The following is a 17,002-nucleotide window of genomic DNA, read 5'->3' on the forward strand; positions in this document are numbered from 1 at the left end:
CATGACCAAAACAAGCATATTAAAATCCATATTAAGCCTTTCGATAATAGGCATTTTTTTTAGCGCATGCAGCACAGACCAAAAACAAGCTTCAGATGAGAAGGAAGAGGCCAGGCTTACGGATAGTGCGGCCCAAGAAGAAAAGAAAAAGACCATCCTGTTTTTTGGGGACAGCATGACCGCCGGCTACGGTGTGGATCAGTCCCAGGCCTTTCCGGCATTGGTTCAGGATAAGATAGACAGTTTGGGGCTGAACTATAAGGTGATCAATGGCGGGCTAAGTGGGGAGACCTCTGCAAGTGGGCTTTCCAGAATTGACTGGTTTCTGGAAGAACAACCTGATATTTTTATTTTGGAGCTTGGAGGCAATGATGGATTGAGAGGCATACAGCTGGATGAAACCAAAAAGAACCTACAAGGCATCATAGATAAAATCGAGGAAAAATATCCCGATACGAGAGTCATCCTGGCAGGAATGCAAATTCCGCCCAATATGGGCCAAGAGTATACCGCTGAATTCCAGAAAATGTATCCTGAGATAGCAGAAAAAAACGATTTGGTGCTGATCCCATTCCTATTGGAAGGGGTTGGGGGAAATGCTGCGCTCAACCAGCCCGATGGGATTCATCCCACCGCCGAGGGGCATCAATTGGTCGCCAAAAATGTATGGGAATTTTTAGGGCCGGTACTATGATTATACCGGCTTTTTTCCTGCTCATACAAACTAAATTTTGACCGTTTATAATTTTTAAAAATCAGCCTGAAAAAGTATATTTTTGTATTATTTATAATGAAAATTATTTTTCACGATATTATTTTTAATCAATGACTTTGTTTTTTGCTGAAAAGTTAAAGTATGGCCTGTCCTGATCTTTTTTAATCAATACACTAAAACCATTTAGCTAATATTTTTTTTATATCTTTCCATTCTAAAGAATAACCTAATCAAATATTTCAATTTCACTGGAATTAAGAAACATATTCTGTTAGTTTTAAACTTTAGATGAATCATGGTTCCAGTAATGTTCTTTGGGTTTAGCTAAATAATAATCAAACTTAAAAGACAATTTAAAAAAATCAAGTATGAGCTTTCAAATTAAATCTCCCGGAGAAGCATACGATGTAATTATCGTCGGTTCAGGTGCCGGAGGGGGAATGGCCTCAAAAATCTTGTCAGAGGCAGGATTTTCAGTAGCCGTTGTTGAAGCGGGGGGAGATTTTGACCCTGCCAAAGAGGAAGACAGGACCCAACTTAGGTTTCCTTGGGAATCTCCACGTAGAGGTGCCAGCACGCAAAACAGGCCTTTTGGTGATTTTGATGCGGCCATTGGTGGATGGGATATTGATGGTGAGCCTTACACCAAAGCAAATGGAACTGAATTTGATTGGTTCCGTTCCAGAATGGTAGGTGGACGTACCAATCACTGGGGAAGGATTTCCCTGCGTTTTGGTCCTAATGATTTTAAAAGAAAGAATATAGATGGTCTGGGTGATAACTGGCCTATCGGCTATGAAGACCTCAAGCCATATTACGATAGAGTAGATAAATTGATCGGAGTATTTGGCTCCAAAGAAGGTATTTATAATGAACCGGACGGTTTTTTCCTTCCTCCTCCCAAGCCACGTTTGCATGAACTTTTCATCAAAAAGGGAGCTAATAAGGTGGACATTCCGGTAATGCCTTCTCGTCTTTCCATTCTTACCAAGCCTATTAATAATGAAAGGGGTGCTTGTTTCTTCTGTAACCAGTGTAACAGAGCTTGTCAGGCCTATGCGGATTTCTCTGCAGGAACCTGCTTGGTAAAACCGGCCATGAAAAAGGGCAAAGTAGACCTTTATACCTATGCAATGGTTCGTAAGGTGACTACTGATGATAAGGGACTTGCAACAGGCGTGTCTTATATCAGCAAGGTGGACATGAAGGAATACAAGCTTAAATCAAGAGTGGTGGTGCTGGGTGCTTCTGCCTGTGAATCTGCCAGGATCATGTTGAATTCCAAATCCAAAGTTCATCCTGATGGATTGAGCAATGGGAGCGGAATGATCGGTAGGTACCTCCATGACTCTACTGGGGCCGATAGAATGGGCTTTATTCCTGATTTGGTAGACAGACAGAAATACAATGAGGACGGTGTAGGTGGTATGCACGTTTATACGCCTTGGTGGTTGGACAATAGTAAATTGGACTTTGCCAGAGGTTACCATATCGAATACTGGGGCGGTATGTCCATGCCTAGCTATGGTTTTGGTTTTGGTATGGATACCATCAGGAAGCATATCAAGGATGAATTCGGTAATCCAGGCCCTGCAGGAGGCTACGGTGCCGGATTGAAAAAAGATATTCGTCGTTATTTCGGTTCCATGGTAGGGATGTCAGGTAGAGGGGAAAGTATCCCTCGCTATGAAAATTACTGTGAGATAGACAATAACACCGTGGATAAATACGGTATCCCAGTATTGAAATTTAATTACACTTGGTCAGACCAGGAAATCAAACAGGCCAAGCACATGCAGGATACTTTTGAGGAAGTACTGACCAATGCGGGTGCGGTATTGTTTGGTGAAAAAGCAGGACCGGATAGTAAGTACGGCCTCCATGCCCCAGGTAGGATCATTCACGAAGTGGGTACTACCAGAATGGGCGACGATCCCAATTCTTCTGTGGTAAACAGCAACTGCCAGGCACATGAGTGTAAGAACCTATTTGTAGTGGATGGCGGTCCATTTGTTTCTCAAGCTGACAAAAACCCAACTTGGACTATTTTGGCATTGGCTTGGAGAACATCCGACTTTATAGTTAGTGAATTGAAAAAGAAAAATATCTAAAGGACAGGACGATGAATAGAAGAGAGAATTTAAAACTGCTATTTACTGGATCTTTGGCTTCTGGTCTGTTTATGACTGGTTGTGGTCCTGAAGCGCCTAAGGAAATTGCCCATGCGCCCACTATCGGTGAAGGAACCAAGTGGGGAAGAACTCCAGAGGAAATGATCCGCAATGCCGAGCTGGAAGCGGAAGTTTTCTTTAGGGAGGATGAAATGAAAAAGTTAAACTACTTAGTGGATGTGATCATTCCCAAAGACGATGTCTCAGGAAGTGCCACTGAAGCTGGAGTGCCTGATTTTATAGAATTTATTGTCAAGGACATGCCCCAATACAAAACACCAATGAGAGGTGGACTGATGTGGTTGGATACGCAATCCGAAGACAGGTTTGGCAAGCCTTTTATGGAGGCGAGTGAAGAGCAGAGAATTGAGATCATCGATGATATAGCTTTTCCAGAGAAAGCTAAACCAGAGATGAGCCGTGGTGTTAAATTCTTTAACATATTGAGGGACTTGACCTCCACAGGTTTCTTTACTTCACAAGAAGGCTTCAAAGACCTAGATTATAAAGGTAACCGTCCTAATGTTTGGGATGGTGTGCCTGATGAGGTAATGGCCAAACATGGATTCAAATTAGAAGAAAAATATATTCCTTTATATATGAACCCTGATACCAGATCTACGCTGGCACAGTGGGATGATGAAGGAAATTTAATTGGTTAATTGTTTGTTTTGGATGTGAAAAAGGCCCTCCGCATTGTCGCGGATGGCTTTTTTTTTGGAAAAATATTCTTCAATTATGAATGATTTATTTAAGGTGGTTTTGGGGATTTGTCTATTAAACCTGTTTTGCCTCAGTCTCTTGGCTTATCATGTTCAGGAAATAGAGACGCTTATGTTTATCCTTTCCAGTTCCTTATCATTGACGATCGCTGCCGTATTCTTTTCCAAAATGAGATTGGAGTTTCTTTTTAAAGTGCTTCTCACTTACTTCTGCTTTACCTGTTTGATCCTGTTGGCCAACCACTTTATGTACACTTGGATCTCCTTGGATATTGTTTGGTTGGCAGGAAATATTCTAATCTTGGCCTTGCTGCTCTATATCAGGGCGGTCCTTCGAAAGTCTGCAAAAACGAAGGCTTAAGATTGACCAAAAATGTACTGTTGAAATTATTTCCAGTGCTCAAAAATCATTTTTGCTTCCTGTTCTTTCCCATTGATGATGGGAGCCAGGATCAGGGTTTTCTCATCTAGCTGCGTGATTTTTGCCTTTTTGATTCGGTCACGGTCTATTTCCTTGATGCTCAGCATATTGTTTTCTATGTGATAGGTCGCCTGTCTTTGGACAATAGCCCCAGACTCCAAATCAGTAAAATTGACTTGCTTATCTCCTTTGAATTGATAGTAGCTGCTGGACAACAGGATTTTAATTCGTTCTTCCATGGCCAATCTTTTTTCTGGACTAGCAGATAGGTAAGCGTTCGAGCTTCTGATTTGGTCCACCGCCTCATTTTTTACCAATTTCCATTCCCCAATAATAAGCGTTGATTGAAGATCTTGGGCATGTGAAAGTCCAAGAGAGCAGATAAGAAGAAAAGTAATCAAGAAAATCCTATGCATAAGTGGTTTTGTCATGAGTTGTTTTTATGAGCTGTGAATATACTAAATCAAAAGCCAAGCCAGTCTGTTACCAGTCTTAACTTAATTTGGCCATTCGTTTATTTTGTACAATTTCCATGTAGTGATCAGTCATGATTTATTATATTAAGTGTGTAATAAACAATAACCCAAAAAGAAATGGCAACAAAAACCACCAACCAAAAAAGAAGGGATTTTATCAGTAAAGCCGGTATGATGGCCGCCGGTTCATTTTTTGTTCATCCCATCGCCGAAGCCCTGACGCTAAGGGAAGATCCCAATAAGAAACTGCGCATAGCCCTAGTGGGTACAGGTATCCGTGGCACCAGTATGTTTGGGAGAAGTGTGATGGAGGAATATTCCAATGAGGTAGAATTTGTAGGCCTATCAGATATCAATGAAGGTCGGCTGGCTTATGGTAAGCAATATATTGGCGCTGACTGCCCCACCTTTGTGGATTTTGATGAAATGATGGCCACCGTAAAGCCGGATGTGTTGATCGTGACGACCATGGACTGCACCCATGATGAATTTATCATTAAGGGACTGGAAGCAGGGGCCAATGTCATTACTGAAAAACCCATGACCACAGATGAAATCAAATGCCAAAATATCCTCAATGCTGAAAGAAGAACAGGTAAGAAGGTCATTGTAACCTTCAATTACCGCTATAGTCCGCACCGTCAGAAAATTTATGAAATGCTGCATAGTGGAGCAATAGGAAAAGTAACCTCAGTGGATTTTCATTGGTACCTGGATACCGATCATGGGGCCTCCTATTTCAGAAGATGGCATGGATATCGAGAAAAGGGAGGCACTTTATTGGTGCATAAGGCTACGCATCACTTTGATCTGCTTAACTGGTGGTTGGACTCGGATCCAGCGGAGGTATTTGCTTATGGTAAGTTGGAGTTTTATGGTAAAAATGGAAAATTCAGGCATACCAATTGCCGGCCCTGTCCGCATAAGGACCAATGTGACTTTTACTGGGATATTACCAAAAGTGAAAGATTGACGGGCCTGTATACGGATAATGAACAGTATGATGGTTATTTAAGAGATGGCTGTGTTTATAGGGAGGATATCGATATTTACGATAAGATGGCCGTACAGATCAAGTACATGAATGATGTCCAGGTCAGTTATTCTTTGACCTCCTATTCACCTTATGAAGGATATCGCATAGCCTTTAATGGTACCCAAGGAAGGCTGGAGGCCTGGATCAAAGAAAGCCAGCCTTGGGAAGAAAAGCCCGCTGATGAACTCAGGTTGACGAAGAATTTTGGCGATACCGAAATCATCACTATTCCACATGCAGGAGGAGGGCATGGTGGAGGAGACACCAGGCTGAAGGACAAACTCTTTAAAGATCCGAATATGGCTGATCCTTACAGGCAATCCGCAGGAACCAGGGATGGGGCCATGTCCATCTTGATTGGGATTGCTGCCAGAAAAAGCATAGAAGCCCAGAAGCCGATTAAGGTGGCAGACTTGGTGGATATCAAACTGCAAGCCAAGCGGCCTAAGGTTTAGGCCAGGAGGTTTTTCTCACGCAAAGTGCGCCAATATGCCGCCAAGTTCGCTAAAGTTTTATAGTGGGAAGCGGCTTAGCAGCCCTTTGCGTGATTTTTATTGTATACTTTGAAAGGATCCCAAAGCTCATGAGAGGAGTGAATCTGGAGGCTATCAAACAGCAAGGGCGGGCAGGTGATTTTTTTCTGTACGCAAAGGTCATAGAATCAAATAGTCTCTCTCGTTAAATAGGAAATTAATAGTAGTTTTATACAGATTTCCCCGCGGAAGCATTTTGTCATAAACTCAGGCAGGGAAAGATCAGCACATGACCACACAGGATTATAATAAACAGGAAATGGAAAGCAGGACATTTGAGTATCCAATGATCATCAGGGAATTTCACTTGGATACTTTTGGGCATGTAAACAATGCCACCTATCTGGAAATATATGAGGAGGCCCGTTGGCAGTTTATCACGGAGAATGGCTATGGCCTGAAGGAAATCAAGACAACAGGTTTAGGACCCGTGATCCTGGACATTAGAATTCGCTTTATCAAGGAATTGAAATTACGGGAAGCCATCACCATTTTTTCCAAAACCACGGCATATCACTCCAAAGTGGGGACCATTCAGCAATGGATTATTGACAGTAAAGGCAATAAATGCTCTGATGTGGAGATGAGCATTGGATTATTTGATACCACGGCCAGAAAACTGGTGAAGCCTACACCGGAATGGCTCAAGGCGATTTGCTGATGTAGATAGCAGACGCTAGATGTTAGATGTCAGACAAAAGACTGGATTGCATGGGCGAAACTTAGGTGATCTCCTATTCAGAATAAGAGAGGCTTTGCTATATGCGGATTTAATGGTAACCTTTTCACTACCGGCAGGCCTGACGGTGTATGTTGGGCCTTAGGTTTGCCTGACATAGGCGGGCTCATTTTAGATCGTGTCGTTCGTCCTGGTAAGTCGGCACAACTAGGATGATAGACAATAGATGATAGGGGCAAAAAATCTTTATTCTTTGATCTTTACTCTAAAGCCCGCTAACTACAACGGCTTCTTCCCCTTCTTCTGTTTTCTTACCTCTAACTCCCATTTCGTCCTTACCATCTCTTCACTTCCATTTAGGGGAAAACAATATAATCTTTGGATCACTCCCGGATCTCCCTCGGATCACCTTCGGATCAAGCTCGGAAAATACCGAGTAAAATCCGAAGATAATTTGGAATTGTTCCTTGATTAATCCTTGGAGATGCAAAGGTAAATACTTGACTGCTATAAGGTAATTACTTAACTTATAGGGGATTATTGTTGGCCAGTTTTAACTTTAACCTTTTTTGATGATGGCAAAAGCAGACGGAATATTCAGCAAACTTAGAGGAAAAATAGGAGGGGTAGTTTTTTATGTTGTAGATGGGAAGACCTATGTCAGGCAGCATAATGATGAACCCAAGATCGGTGAACCTTCCCCTATTCAGCAACTTTACAGGAACAAATTCAGCATGGCTTCCCATTTTCTCAGGCCCATGAAAATCCCCATTGAATTTGGTTTTCAGGCCTTCCGGAAGGGCATGCGAACCGGGATGAACGCGGCCATGGGCTATACCACGAAAAATGCCTTTTATGGTGGCGGCATAGATCCTCTGCAGCTGCTTCCTGATAAGGTGAAGATAAGTTTGGGGCCGCTGACTAGAGCAAAAAATGCGCAGGTAAGTTGGGCGGATGATGAACATGTACGCTTTTCCTGGGAAAACAATAATGGTGAAGGTAGTGCCCGACATTCAGATAAGGTAATGCTTGTCCTCTATAATGCCGAAGACCAAAGGGTAGAATATGTCCTGGAAGGGAGTTTCCGGTCTACCGGGCAACAGGAAGTCAAGGTTCTCGGGGGCAAGGGGCATGAGGGGAAGCTGCATGCCTATATCAGTTTTCACCATCATAGCCGCAGGTACAAGACCAGAAGTTTTTCAGATAGCCAATATTTGGGAATGGTTTAGGAGTATTCCTTCACAAATGGGGATTTTTAGAATTACTTGAACCACATAGGCACAATAGCAATCATAGACTGTGTGATCTATGTGCCTATGTGGTTCAGCCCACACTGGGTGAAGATTTGCAGAGGATTAGGTGCGATTGCATTTAAACCTTCCTATTATAGGGATTTTCCATTTGGGTTTATAAGAATTACTTGAACCAGATAGGCACAATAGCAATCATAGATGGTGTGATCTATGTGTCTATGTGGTTCAGCCCACACTGGGTGAAGATTGGCAGAGGATTAGGTGCGATTGCATTTACCTCTTCATATTATTTGAATTTTCCATTTGGGTTTATAAGAATTAATTTAACCACATAGGCACAATAGCAATCTCTGTGCTACATGTGGTTCAAAAAGAACAATACAGATATGCGGATCACACAGAAAACGATAGATGAGTTGACCTACAAAATCATTGGTTGCGCAATTGAAGTGCATAAGCAGATTGGGCCGGGTCTTCTAGAGAGTGTCTATGAAAAATGTTTTGTTAGAGAGCTTCAAATTCAAGGTATGAAGACCAGTACGCAACAACGTATTCCTTTAGCATATAAAGGGGTGTCTCTTGAAGCAGATTTACGGTATGATGTACTTGTAGATAATTTGATAATTGTTGAATTGAAGGCCATGGATGGAATTTTGCCCATTCACGAGGCCGTGTTGCTCACTTATATGAAAATGGTAGAAAAGCCAAAAGGAATTATTATCAACTTCAACTGTACCAATATTTTTAAATACGGTCAAAAGACAATGGTCAATGAAATCTATTCAGGCCTTCCGAAAGCATAAAATATTGAACCACATAGGTACAATAGCAATCATAGACGCTGTGACCTATATGCCTATGTGGTTCAGCCCTTCATTAGGTGAAGATTGACAGAGGATTAGGAGCGATTGCATTTACTCCTTCTTATTATAGGGATTTTCAATTTGTGTTTGCAAGAATTGATTGAACCACATAGGTACAATAGCTATCATAGACTGTGTGACCTATGTGTCTATGTGGTTCAGCCCTCATTAGGTGCGATTTCATTTGCCCCTTCTTATTATTGGAATTTGCAATTCGGGTGTACAAGAATTACTTTTAGATATGGGTGAAGCCTATTAGGTCAAGATTTTTTACCATTAATGTGTATTATAAATAGATGAAGTACCAAGAAACAAAACCGTGTAATCCGCTTAAAGATCATATACATTCTTTTTGGGAGTTAAAGGGTGAAGAAAATGATGGCGGCTGGGAACGAATATTTCCTGATGGATGTCCAGGTCTGGTGGTCAATCTTGGCGATAGTTGTATCACGGATAACGGTGCCATTGCAATGGAGTATGGAAAAACCTATGCAGTGGGCGCAATGACGACTTTCAAAGAAAGCTTTGTGGATGAGAATACACATTTAGTTGGCGTTTGTTTCAAGCCATCTGCATTTTCATCTTTTTATATTTACGCATCTTTGAATGACCTAAAAGATCAAACGGTTCTATTTGACCAAAACCTTTCTTTTGATAAAGATAAACTTTATGATGAAAATCATGATGCTTATTTAAACCGATTTCTGGTTGAAAGAATGAACCGTAAATACAATAGAATAGTGTCTTTGTTACAAGATATACATGACTCAAAAGGCTGTTTAAGTATTGATGAACTGTCCAAGGAAAACCATATCTCAAAAAGACAGGTAGAAAGGATATTCAAAGATTCCGTTGGGCTGACACCAAAGGAATATTCCAAAATCATCCGGTTTCAAAGCGCCTTAAGCCTTATCCAATCTTCAGCTAAGCGTCGAAGTTTACTGGATATTGCCTTTGAATGCGGATATTATGATCATTCTCATCTGAACCGTGAAATTAAGCGAATTACAGGGCTTTTACCATCACGGCTTTAAATTGTCGTATTTTTACAAAGTACCGTTAATGCGCTAGGGCTAATTTTGTAATATCATTAAAATTTAAGAGACATGCGTAAAGTATCACTTTTCATTGCCAGCAGTTTAGATGGCTATATCGCCAAGCCCAATGATGACCTCAGCTTCTTGAGTTTGGTAGAAAAGGAGGGCGAGGATTATGGATATGCCCAATTCACCAATACCATTGACACCTTGATCATTGGTAGAAAAACCTATGATTATGTGCTTAGAGAAATAGGGCCATCTCATTACGATAATGGACAGCGGGATGTATATGTCATCACCAGGACTCCAAGAGAAAAAACCGGCAGGACATCCTTTTATACCGGAAGCTTGGTGGATTTGGTCAAGCAATTAAAGTCCCAGGATGGTAAGCATATTTATTGTGATGGAGGTGCAGCGGTAATCAATGAACTGCTAAGACATGATTTGGTTGATGAGTTGATCATTTCTGTTGTTCCTGTGTTATTAGGTGATGGGACGAGATTATTTAAGGATGGAAGGCCCGAGCAACTGCTTGAATTTGTAAAGGCAGAAACATTTGATACAGGACTGATCCAGTTAAATTACAAACGAAAAAGGTAAATTCCCCTTTGAGTGCATAATGCCGAAGGTGCTAGGTGCGATTACATTTGCCCTTCGTGTTTACAAGAATTACTTGAACCACATAGGCACAATAGTAATCATAGACTGTGTGATCTATGTGTCTATGTGGTTCAGCCCCTCACTGGGTGAAGATTGGCGGATGACCAGGTGCGATTTCATTTGCCCTTTCTTATTATAGGGATTTTCAATTTGGGTTTACAAGAATTAATTGAACCAGATAGCCACAATAGCAATCATAGCCTCTGTGATCTATGTGCCTATGTGGTTCAAAAAGAATAATACAGATATGCGAACCACACAGAAAACAATAGATGAGTTGACCTACAAAATCATTGGTTGTGCTATGAAGTGCATAAGCAGATTGGGCCGGGGCTTCTAGAAAGCGTATATTCACTTTTCAAAGCAAATTTGAAGAATGGACGCTGAAAAAGTCATCAAGAATATTGAAGAAATATATTCTCCATTATCCACCGAGTGCCGGCAGGAACTTATTGCTCATTTAAAAATTGGGAAATATAAACAAGGTGAGCTTGTCATTCGTGAAGGGCAACTTTCTAAAAAAGCATATTTAATTGCAGAGGGTTGCGCTAGGGCATATTACTTAAAGGACGGCAAGGATATTTCAGACTGGTTTACCTTTGAAAACCAGTTTATGGCACCAGTCGTCAGCTTTTTTAGTGAAAAACCAAGCCCACATTACGTGGAGTTTGTGAAAGATTCGACGGTTTTTGAGTTTTCTAAGGCTATAGTGGATGAACTTACGAGTAAGCACCACGATTTTGAGCGTTTTATTAGTAAAGTGGTTACTGAAACTATGCTGGGCCTCTGTGAAAGGCTTTACACCATTCAATTCAATAAAGCAGAAGAAAGATATAGGCACCTGTTAAGCTTATATCCTGACATAACCAATCAAATTCCTCTTACTCATATTGCCTCTTATTTAGGGATTACATTGGAGACCTTAAGCAGAATAAGAAATCCTAAGTACCAAATTTGATCTATATCAAATGATAACTCTTCCATTTGAAGAACCTTTGTGAAAAGGATAAAAAAATGGAAGAAAATTACCGACAACTAGCGCCAATTTGGGGAAGGCAGTGGGAAGCAGTGAGAAAATGGTTTTACCCTGCCTGGCTTATCTACGAAACATCATATCGTTTTTATGATTACTCAATATCCGTTTATCAATATATTGAGGGGTATCAAGAAAGTGTTTTCCCGATTCTTGGAGAATCCGGCACTTATATATTAGCCGCTTTTTGTGGGATGATCACCTTTGCCATCTGCACGTTTTTTTTAACAGTGCCTAGCTCTTTTATACTGTATACATTTTTTAAAGAGGACAATTTAACGGAGACCAGATTTGAAGAGGAAATAAAAAGACTATGCTAATTTTTAAATGACGATGATGAAAAAGACACTGATTATAAATGGACACCCAGATAAAGAAAGTTTCAGCTTTGCACTTGCAGCAGCTTATAAGAAGGGGCTGGTAAAGTCGAATGCTGAAATAAAGGAAATTAATATCAGGGAGTTAAATTTCAACCCAAACCTTCAGTACGGATATCGGAAAAGAACAGAACTAGAACCGGATTTATTGGATGCCCAAGAAAAATTGAAATGGGCAGAACACCTAGTTTGGGTTTATCCAGTTTGGTGGAGTTCAGTTCCTGCCATTATGAAAGGTTTCTTGGACCGGGTTTTACTTCCTGGTTTTGCCTTTAAGAAAAGAGCCAACTCCTTATTTAGTGATAAGTGCTTAAAGGGAAAGACAGCGCGGATTATTTGTACCTTGGATCAACCTGCATGGTATTATAGGTGGATTAATAGAAGTCCGAGTCATCATGCGATAAAAAAGGGGACATTACATTTTATAGGTATAAGAAAAGTACGAATTACGACTATTGGCCCGATAAGGCTATCGAAGGAAGCGTATAGGGAAAAATGGCTGCAGAAAGTTGAAAAATTAGGTGAAAAGAATAAATAGTGGCAGGCAAAGGAGGGATAAGGTTTTAGGGTTAATTGAGGTAGATTATTGGTGAATTTTGCTTTTTTTGCAATTGTAAATTGGCTAGGATATTAGGGTGTAATTGCAAATTACACCCAGCCATCATAGACGGTTTATTCTATACCTAGGTAGATAGCGCTTCGGTACCTGAGCTTGTCGAAGGGTCGAAGCATCGAAAGGTCGGGAGAAGCCCACCTCACGGAGGGCAGGCAATCTAATTTTCAAGAACAGATCCTACAGTTCCTTCTCTTCTGCTGCGAAATCTAAAGCCCAACCACACGAAAAGATTAAAATTTTACTAATTATATCAAAAAATACTCCATCAGGGGTATTTTTTGGTTTTGAAGGATTTAGTAGGTTTAAAGTCAGATCCATTTTTGGACGAATTTAAGCGGAAAAAAAAATGGTGGATATAGAGGAATAGACATTCCTCTAGACATATGTTAGAAGCCAATAGAATCAGGCAGGAATGAGCAAAAATGATTGGTATAGAAATACAAATTGGAATGACCAAATCGAGTCTGGATTTGAAGCTCGACTAAAACGTGCGCGCGGTAATGCAAATAAAGCTCAATTTTTACGTGTTCAAGCCAGTTGCCTTCTTGACTCTCCATCCGTTGAAAATCAGAAAAAAGGAATTCAGTTAATGAAAAGATTGATAAATGAATACTCTGAAGAAACTTTTAGCACCATACATGGACATGAACAACTTGGTGAATATTACCTGAAGCGAAAGGATTACAAAGAAGCTGAAAAGAATTTTAGAATTGTAACTGACCATTATCACAGCAATACAAGAAGTGGAACAACTGGTTTGGCCGACTTGAAATTAACTGAAACGATTTTAATTTCTGATCAGGAAGATAAATTTCAAGAAGCTTATAAATTGTCGACTTCGAAATTCGAAAGTACTGGTGGGGCTCTGATCTTAAACGACCAGAAATTCTATTATGCGACGCTGATGGCGAATCTATGCCTGCGAATGGGGAAGATGGATGAAGCATCTGAGTTTGCTAGTTTGGCTATTCAGCTTTCGACTATTACCAAACCTCAATTTCACAGACATAATACCGTTGGAATCGTTAAAACTGACAACAGTACAGTCGAAAGACTGAAAAAAATAAAAGAAAAGTCACAGGGTATCACAACAACTATAAATAAGCGGACGGAAGCGGATAAAAGAAATAATAATACTTTCAAAAAACTATGGACTCTGCTTACTGGAAATTCATTCTAAAGTCTGTCTGCTCTTGATCCGATCATTATAAGACAATTGAAAAACAAACATGTTCAACTTTCTAAAGTCAAACAAAAAATATGTGCCGCTCGACAAAGAACTAAGAAAGTACTTTGAGAATAACTTTTTGTGGTTGATGCAGGAGTTTCCGGATCCGAAAATAGAAGAACGCAAGATTTTAAGGCCGACTACAGAAGATTTTCCTATACAATGGAATAAAAGCCAAGAAAATGCCTTTGAGGCTCTTGATATCATTTGTGGCAATATGCAAATTGTCCCAGATATGATTGCCCTTGATTTTTATGATAATGGGATCAAAGAAATCAATATGGGGACTTCTGTTATCTTCATGGAGTCAGACCCTGACAGTCTAGAAGCAGCAGGGCGCTATCATCATGAAAAAGTAAATGGAAAACACCTTATTTCACTTGACCAAGCCTTACTAGAAAAGCCAGACGATTTAATCGCCACAATTGCTCACGAACTTTCACATGTCAAGTTGCTAGGAGAGGAGAAAATTGACCAAAACGATGAAATGTTGACTGACTTTACAACCGTCTTTTTCGGACTTGGGATATTTAATGCTAATACGGCTTTTCAGTTTTACAACCAAACCGACCGATGGGGATATAGCAATTTTGGTTATTTAAAAATTGACGAATGGGCCTATGCCTTGGCATTGTTTGCATTTGTAAGGCATGAAGACGAACCTGGGTGGAAACAATATTTAGGCAAAACCATTAAAAAGGACTTTGAAAAATGTCTCGGATATATGATTGATAATGAAGAGGAGATTTTCAAGTTTGATGAAGAGAAAGAATAAAAAACGGTACTAATTATTGGGAATGAGCTTTCTAATTCTGGATTTTTAGAGGTTTGTAGTAAAAATACCTAAGATGAGGTGTTTTATTTAATCTACGAGTTGTTTAGTTTTAAATGATATAATCATTGTAAATACTTACCTGTTTGTAGATAGATAATGGGCCTTGTATTGGGAAAGAGGGGAAGTTTGATAGAAAAAATACCTCATGGATATAGAGGCAATTAGTGTTCTTCTATCCAAGTTTTTAAAACTTTAAAACCAAATCAATGAATAACGAAATCTGGAGTAATTGGATAAGACGAATTGAATGGATTCTTAATATCGCAAAGAAAAGAAACTGGGATTATTCTGAATTAACGGTAAAAGAACCGATTTCAAGAAGATCATTTGACACTCTTGAAAAGGAATTAAACTTGACGTATCCGGAAGATTTCAAAGAGGTTTTGACCAAATATTCATCTGGAATTTTATTGCAAACTATTGTTTCAAATATAAAATGATACGAATTCTCTACATTTTTTTCGCTTTATTGACTATTTCGGGCTGTTCTCAGAAATTCGAATCGATTGAGTTAAACAATAACTTTACTGAAGAGGAAATAAGTGATTTACACAAACTGAATGAATTCTTTCAAACTCAAATGTGTGGAAGTGCCAGCAACTTTAAATCTTGCATTTACTCTAATCTTCCTGATTTACTTGAATATGGCTATGATGCGATATTGGAGAACGTAGATTTCGATAAGCAACAAAAGTTATACTCAGATTTCCAATCCGACTTATTTTTACAAATATGGGACTTTTGTCAATCTGGAAATTTTCATGAAAAAGTGACTTATAAGTCCTTATGCCTCAATACTGATGGGAAATACCTCCAGTTTTTAAAGGACCTATCGGATAGAAACCCGGACTTAAAAGAATATTATGATAGGATGTTTGATTCGGGAGATTGGGAACCAACTGGACTACTCCAAGGAAGAATCTATACGAATCCTGGATATTATGATTTAGATGATCCAAGTATTCAGGTTCTGATCGCAGTTCAATTCTTGACCCAGAATGATCAGCAAAAAAGAAAAGAAATCTGGACTGATACCACCCAGTGAGATAAGATTATATGTGTATCCGTAAGAGTGCACGTAATAAAATATGACAATACGTGTCATTAAATTTCAAGGTATCAGGATAGTTGTTTTCTTGCATAAAAACAAGAAAAGCTATGAACCTTATAGAATTTACGGGCCATTTCCCAGATGAGGAAAGTTGTGAACAATACATCAAGAAATACCGTGAGAAAAGCGGTATACGGTGCAAAAACAGTGAGAAGATAACCCGACACTATTGGTTTGCCAACGGCAGGTTTTTCGAATGCAGCAGTTGTCGGAGACGTTCTTCTCTTAAATCAGGGACGGTAATGGAAAACAGCAAGCTTCCGCTCCGTATCTGGCTATTGGCCATGCTGTTTATGTCGGCGACCAAGAAAGGGTTTTCCTGCCTTGAGCTCCAGCGGCAACTGGGGCTTAGCCGATATGAGACCACTTTCCGTCTGATGCACAGGATACGGTCAGCCATGGGACAACGAGATGAGCTTTATATCCTCAGTGACATGATTGAATATGACGAGTGTTATATGGAAACCGTACAGGAGAACCAGATCTTGGGTCAGCTTAAACGTGGAAAAGGCAGCCAGAAACAGACCGCAGTAGCGGTGGCGGCCGAATCGGTACCCTTGGAAGACCTGGATTCCGGGCAGAAAACAAAGCGCTGTGGCTATTTCAAAATGAGGGTCATGGACAAAGTGGACTGCGAGAGTGTCAATGCCTTTATCCGGGCCAATACCGTAGGGGATGTGGTACTGTTTACAGACAAGAACACGGCCTACTCGAAAATAGAGGAAGTGGTGGCCACCCATTTGGCCGTTCCATCGGGAAAGGAGTCCGTAAACGACACCTTAAAATGGGTACACAAAGCAATCAGTAATCTTAAAAGAACCCTGTTGGGGGTATATCACATGATAACTTATAAATATTTACAGAACTATTTAAATGAGTTTGTTTACAGATTGAACCGAAGATATTTTGGCAAAGGACTCTTTGAAAGGCTCGTTATTGCGGGCACTTACCCATACGTGCAGTAAAACGGATACACATATAAGATTATTAATAGCTAATGCTTTGAGCAGGAATGAAAAAATGAATCAGCATGCAAGAAATAGAACATAAAGTGAACCAAAGGGGGTATTGGAAGGTCTATCGGTGGATGGCTTTGGGTAATCTGTACTCATGAGAGCCGTGCTATAGAACTTTACCGACATGAAATGACCGAAAGCAGCGTTAAATACATCCATAAAAATCTAGTAAGAGCAGGATTAGTGGAGAAACCTGAAGATTATTTGTGCTCAAGCG

General features: G+C 40.1%; 19 protein-coding genes. 18 read left to right on the top strand and 1 reads right to left on the bottom strand.

The genetic code is table 11. The features are described from left to right. Position 1: 1 nt before the first annotated feature. The 4 genes from KZP23_RS08020 to KZP23_RS08035 all read left to right on the top strand — a co-directional run bounded on the left by KZP23_RS08020 (position 2) and on the right by KZP23_RS08035 (position 3,969). A complete protein-coding gene (locus KZP23_RS08020; protein WP_226335653.1) occupies positions 2-694 on the top strand; it encodes an arylesterase in 693 nt (230 codons plus the stop codon). Positions 695-1,083: 389 nt separating this feature from the next. Further along, positions 1,084-2,826, top strand: a complete 1,743-nt coding sequence (locus KZP23_RS08025; protein WP_226335655.1) for a GMC oxidoreductase — start codon at positions 1,084-1,086, stop codon at positions 2,824-2,826. Positions 2,827-2,837: 11 nt separating this feature from the next. Further along, positions 2,838-3,548, top strand: a complete 711-nt coding sequence (locus KZP23_RS08030) for a gluconate 2-dehydrogenase subunit 3 family protein (protein ID WP_226335656.1) — start codon at positions 2,838-2,840, stop codon at positions 3,546-3,548. Positions 3,549-3,624: 76 nt separating this feature from the next. Then, the gene (locus tag KZP23_RS08035; protein WP_226335658.1) at positions 3,625-3,969 is read left to right on the top strand and encodes a hypothetical protein; all 345 of its coding nucleotides are present in this window, start codon (positions 3,625-3,627) and stop codon (positions 3,967-3,969) included. A 26-nt stretch (positions 3,970-3,995) separates the two neighbouring features. Here KZP23_RS08035 and KZP23_RS08040 read toward each other — a convergent pair whose 3' ends face one another. Next, positions 3,996-4,445 carry a lipocalin family protein gene (locus KZP23_RS08040; RefSeq protein ID WP_226335660.1) on the bottom strand — a complete coding sequence of 150 codons (450 nt, stop codon included), beginning with the start codon at positions 4,443-4,445 and terminating at the stop codon, positions 3,996-3,998. Between the two features lie 177 nt (positions 4,446-4,622). Between KZP23_RS08040 and KZP23_RS08045 the strand changes: the two genes are divergently transcribed. The 14 genes from KZP23_RS08045 (at position 4,623) to KZP23_RS08110 (ending at position 16,734) form a co-directional block, all read left to right on the top strand. Next, the gene (locus KZP23_RS08045; RefSeq protein WP_226335661.1) at positions 4,623-5,996 is read left to right on the top strand and encodes a Gfo/Idh/MocA family protein; all 1,374 of its coding nucleotides are present in this window, start codon (positions 4,623-4,625) and stop codon (positions 5,994-5,996) included. 307 nt (positions 5,997-6,303) lie between these two features. Next, entirely contained in the window at positions 6,304-6,735 is a 432-nt protein-coding gene (locus tag KZP23_RS08050; protein WP_226335663.1) for an acyl-CoA thioesterase, read from the top strand. A 593-nt stretch (positions 6,736-7,328) separates the two neighbouring features. Continuing rightward, a complete protein-coding gene (locus KZP23_RS08055) occupies positions 7,329-7,982 on the top strand; it encodes a DUF6266 family protein (protein WP_394370980.1) in 654 nt (217 codons plus the stop codon). 383 nt (positions 7,983-8,365) lie between these two features. Beyond that, entirely contained in the window at positions 8,366-8,809 is a 444-nt protein-coding gene (locus tag KZP23_RS08060; RefSeq protein WP_226335665.1) for a GxxExxY protein, read from the top strand. A 356-nt stretch (positions 8,810-9,165) separates the two neighbouring features. Beyond that, positions 9,166-9,903 (top strand): helix-turn-helix domain-containing protein, encoded by a 738-nt coding sequence (locus tag KZP23_RS08065; RefSeq protein WP_226335667.1) that lies wholly within the window; start codon positions 9,166-9,168, stop codon positions 9,901-9,903. Positions 9,904-9,975: 72 nt separating this feature from the next. Next, a complete protein-coding gene (locus KZP23_RS08070; protein WP_226335668.1) occupies positions 9,976-10,509 on the top strand; it encodes a dihydrofolate reductase family protein in 534 nt (177 codons plus the stop codon). A 436-nt stretch (positions 10,510-10,945) separates the two neighbouring features. Then, positions 10,946-11,527, top strand: coding sequence for a Crp/Fnr family transcriptional regulator (locus KZP23_RS08075; RefSeq protein ID WP_226335670.1), 582 nt, complete (start codon positions 10,946-10,948; stop codon positions 11,525-11,527). 56 nt (positions 11,528-11,583) lie between these two features. Further along, on the top strand, positions 11,584-11,922 hold the full coding sequence (locus tag KZP23_RS08080; RefSeq protein WP_226335671.1) for a hypothetical protein: 339 nt from the start codon (positions 11,584-11,586) through the stop codon (positions 11,920-11,922). A 16-nt stretch (positions 11,923-11,938) separates the two neighbouring features. Then, a complete protein-coding gene (locus tag KZP23_RS08085; protein WP_215226678.1) occupies positions 11,939-12,517 on the top strand; it encodes an NAD(P)H-dependent oxidoreductase in 579 nt (192 codons plus the stop codon). A gap of 490 nt (positions 12,518-13,007) precedes the next feature. Then, on the top strand, positions 13,008-13,775 hold the full coding sequence (locus tag KZP23_RS08090) for a tetratricopeptide repeat protein (RefSeq protein ID WP_226335672.1): 768 nt from the start codon (positions 13,008-13,010) through the stop codon (positions 13,773-13,775). Positions 13,776-13,824: 49 nt separating this feature from the next. Then, positions 13,825-14,598 (top strand): hypothetical protein, encoded by a 774-nt coding sequence (locus KZP23_RS08095; RefSeq protein WP_226335674.1) that lies wholly within the window; start codon positions 13,825-13,827, stop codon positions 14,596-14,598. Positions 14,599-14,864: 266 nt separating this feature from the next. Further along, positions 14,865-15,098, top strand: a complete 234-nt coding sequence (locus KZP23_RS08100; protein ID WP_226335675.1) for a hypothetical protein — start codon at positions 14,865-14,867, stop codon at positions 15,096-15,098. After that, positions 15,095-15,703 carry a hypothetical protein gene (locus KZP23_RS08105; protein ID WP_226335677.1) on the top strand — a complete coding sequence of 203 codons (609 nt, stop codon included), beginning with the start codon at positions 15,095-15,097 and terminating at the stop codon, positions 15,701-15,703. Before KZP23_RS08100 ends, KZP23_RS08105 begins: the two co-directional genes overlap by 4 nt. A 113-nt stretch (positions 15,704-15,816) precedes the next feature. After that, a complete protein-coding gene (locus KZP23_RS08110; RefSeq protein ID WP_226332760.1) occupies positions 15,817-16,734 on the top strand; it encodes an IS1595 family transposase in 918 nt (305 codons plus the stop codon). Positions 16,735-17,002 lie beyond the last annotated feature (268 nt).

This window comes from Echinicola marina (assembly GCF_020463795.1).
In the GTDB taxonomy this organism is placed as follows: Bacteria; Bacteroidota; Bacteroidia; order Cytophagales; family Cyclobacteriaceae; genus Echinicola; species Echinicola marina.

Bases quoted from the DNA above. Each gene is read 5' to 3' on its own strand.
- KZP23_RS08020 (WP_226335653.1), top strand. From the start codon at position 2: ATGACCAAAACAAGCATATTAAAATCCATATTAAGCCTTTCGATAATA.
- KZP23_RS08025 (WP_226335655.1), top strand. From the start codon at position 1,084: ATGAGCTTTCAAATTAAATCTCCCGGAGAAGCATACGATGTAATTATC.
- KZP23_RS08030 (WP_226335656.1), top strand. From the start codon at position 2,838: ATGAATAGAAGAGAGAATTTAAAACTGCTATTTACTGGATCTTTGGCT.
- KZP23_RS08035 (WP_226335658.1), top strand. From the start codon at position 3,625: ATGAATGATTTATTTAAGGTGGTTTTGGGGATTTGTCTATTAAACCTG.
- KZP23_RS08040 (WP_226335660.1), bottom strand. From the start codon at position 4,445: ATGCATAGGATTTTCTTGATTACTTTTCTTCTTATCTGCTCTCTTGGA.
- KZP23_RS08045 (WP_226335661.1), top strand. From the start codon at position 4,623: ATGGCAACAAAAACCACCAACCAAAAAAGAAGGGATTTTATCAGTAAA.
- KZP23_RS08050 (WP_226335663.1), top strand. From the start codon at position 6,304: ATGACCACACAGGATTATAATAAACAGGAAATGGAAAGCAGGACATTT.
- KZP23_RS08055 (WP_394370980.1), top strand. From the start codon at position 7,329: ATGGCAAAAGCAGACGGAATATTCAGCAAACTTAGAGGAAAAATAGGA.
- KZP23_RS08060 (WP_226335665.1), top strand. From the start codon at position 8,366: ATGTGGTTCAAAAAGAACAATACAGATATGCGGATCACACAGAAAACG.
- KZP23_RS08065 (WP_226335667.1), top strand. From the start codon at position 9,166: ATGAAGTACCAAGAAACAAAACCGTGTAATCCGCTTAAAGATCATATA.
- KZP23_RS08070 (WP_226335668.1), top strand. From the start codon at position 9,976: ATGCGTAAAGTATCACTTTTCATTGCCAGCAGTTTAGATGGCTATATC.
- KZP23_RS08075 (WP_226335670.1), top strand. From the start codon at position 10,946: ATGGACGCTGAAAAAGTCATCAAGAATATTGAAGAAATATATTCTCCA.
- KZP23_RS08080 (WP_226335671.1), top strand. From the start codon at position 11,584: ATGGAAGAAAATTACCGACAACTAGCGCCAATTTGGGGAAGGCAGTGG.
- KZP23_RS08085 (WP_215226678.1), top strand. From the start codon at position 11,939: ATGAAAAAGACACTGATTATAAATGGACACCCAGATAAAGAAAGTTTC.
- KZP23_RS08090 (WP_226335672.1), top strand. From the start codon at position 13,008: ATGAGCAAAAATGATTGGTATAGAAATACAAATTGGAATGACCAAATC.
- KZP23_RS08095 (WP_226335674.1), top strand. From the start codon at position 13,825: ATGTTCAACTTTCTAAAGTCAAACAAAAAATATGTGCCGCTCGACAAA.
- KZP23_RS08100 (WP_226335675.1), top strand. From the start codon at position 14,865: ATGAATAACGAAATCTGGAGTAATTGGATAAGACGAATTGAATGGATT.
- KZP23_RS08105 (WP_226335677.1), top strand. From the start codon at position 15,095: ATGATACGAATTCTCTACATTTTTTTCGCTTTATTGACTATTTCGGGC.
- KZP23_RS08110 (WP_226332760.1), top strand. From the start codon at position 15,817: ATGAACCTTATAGAATTTACGGGCCATTTCCCAGATGAGGAAAGTTGT.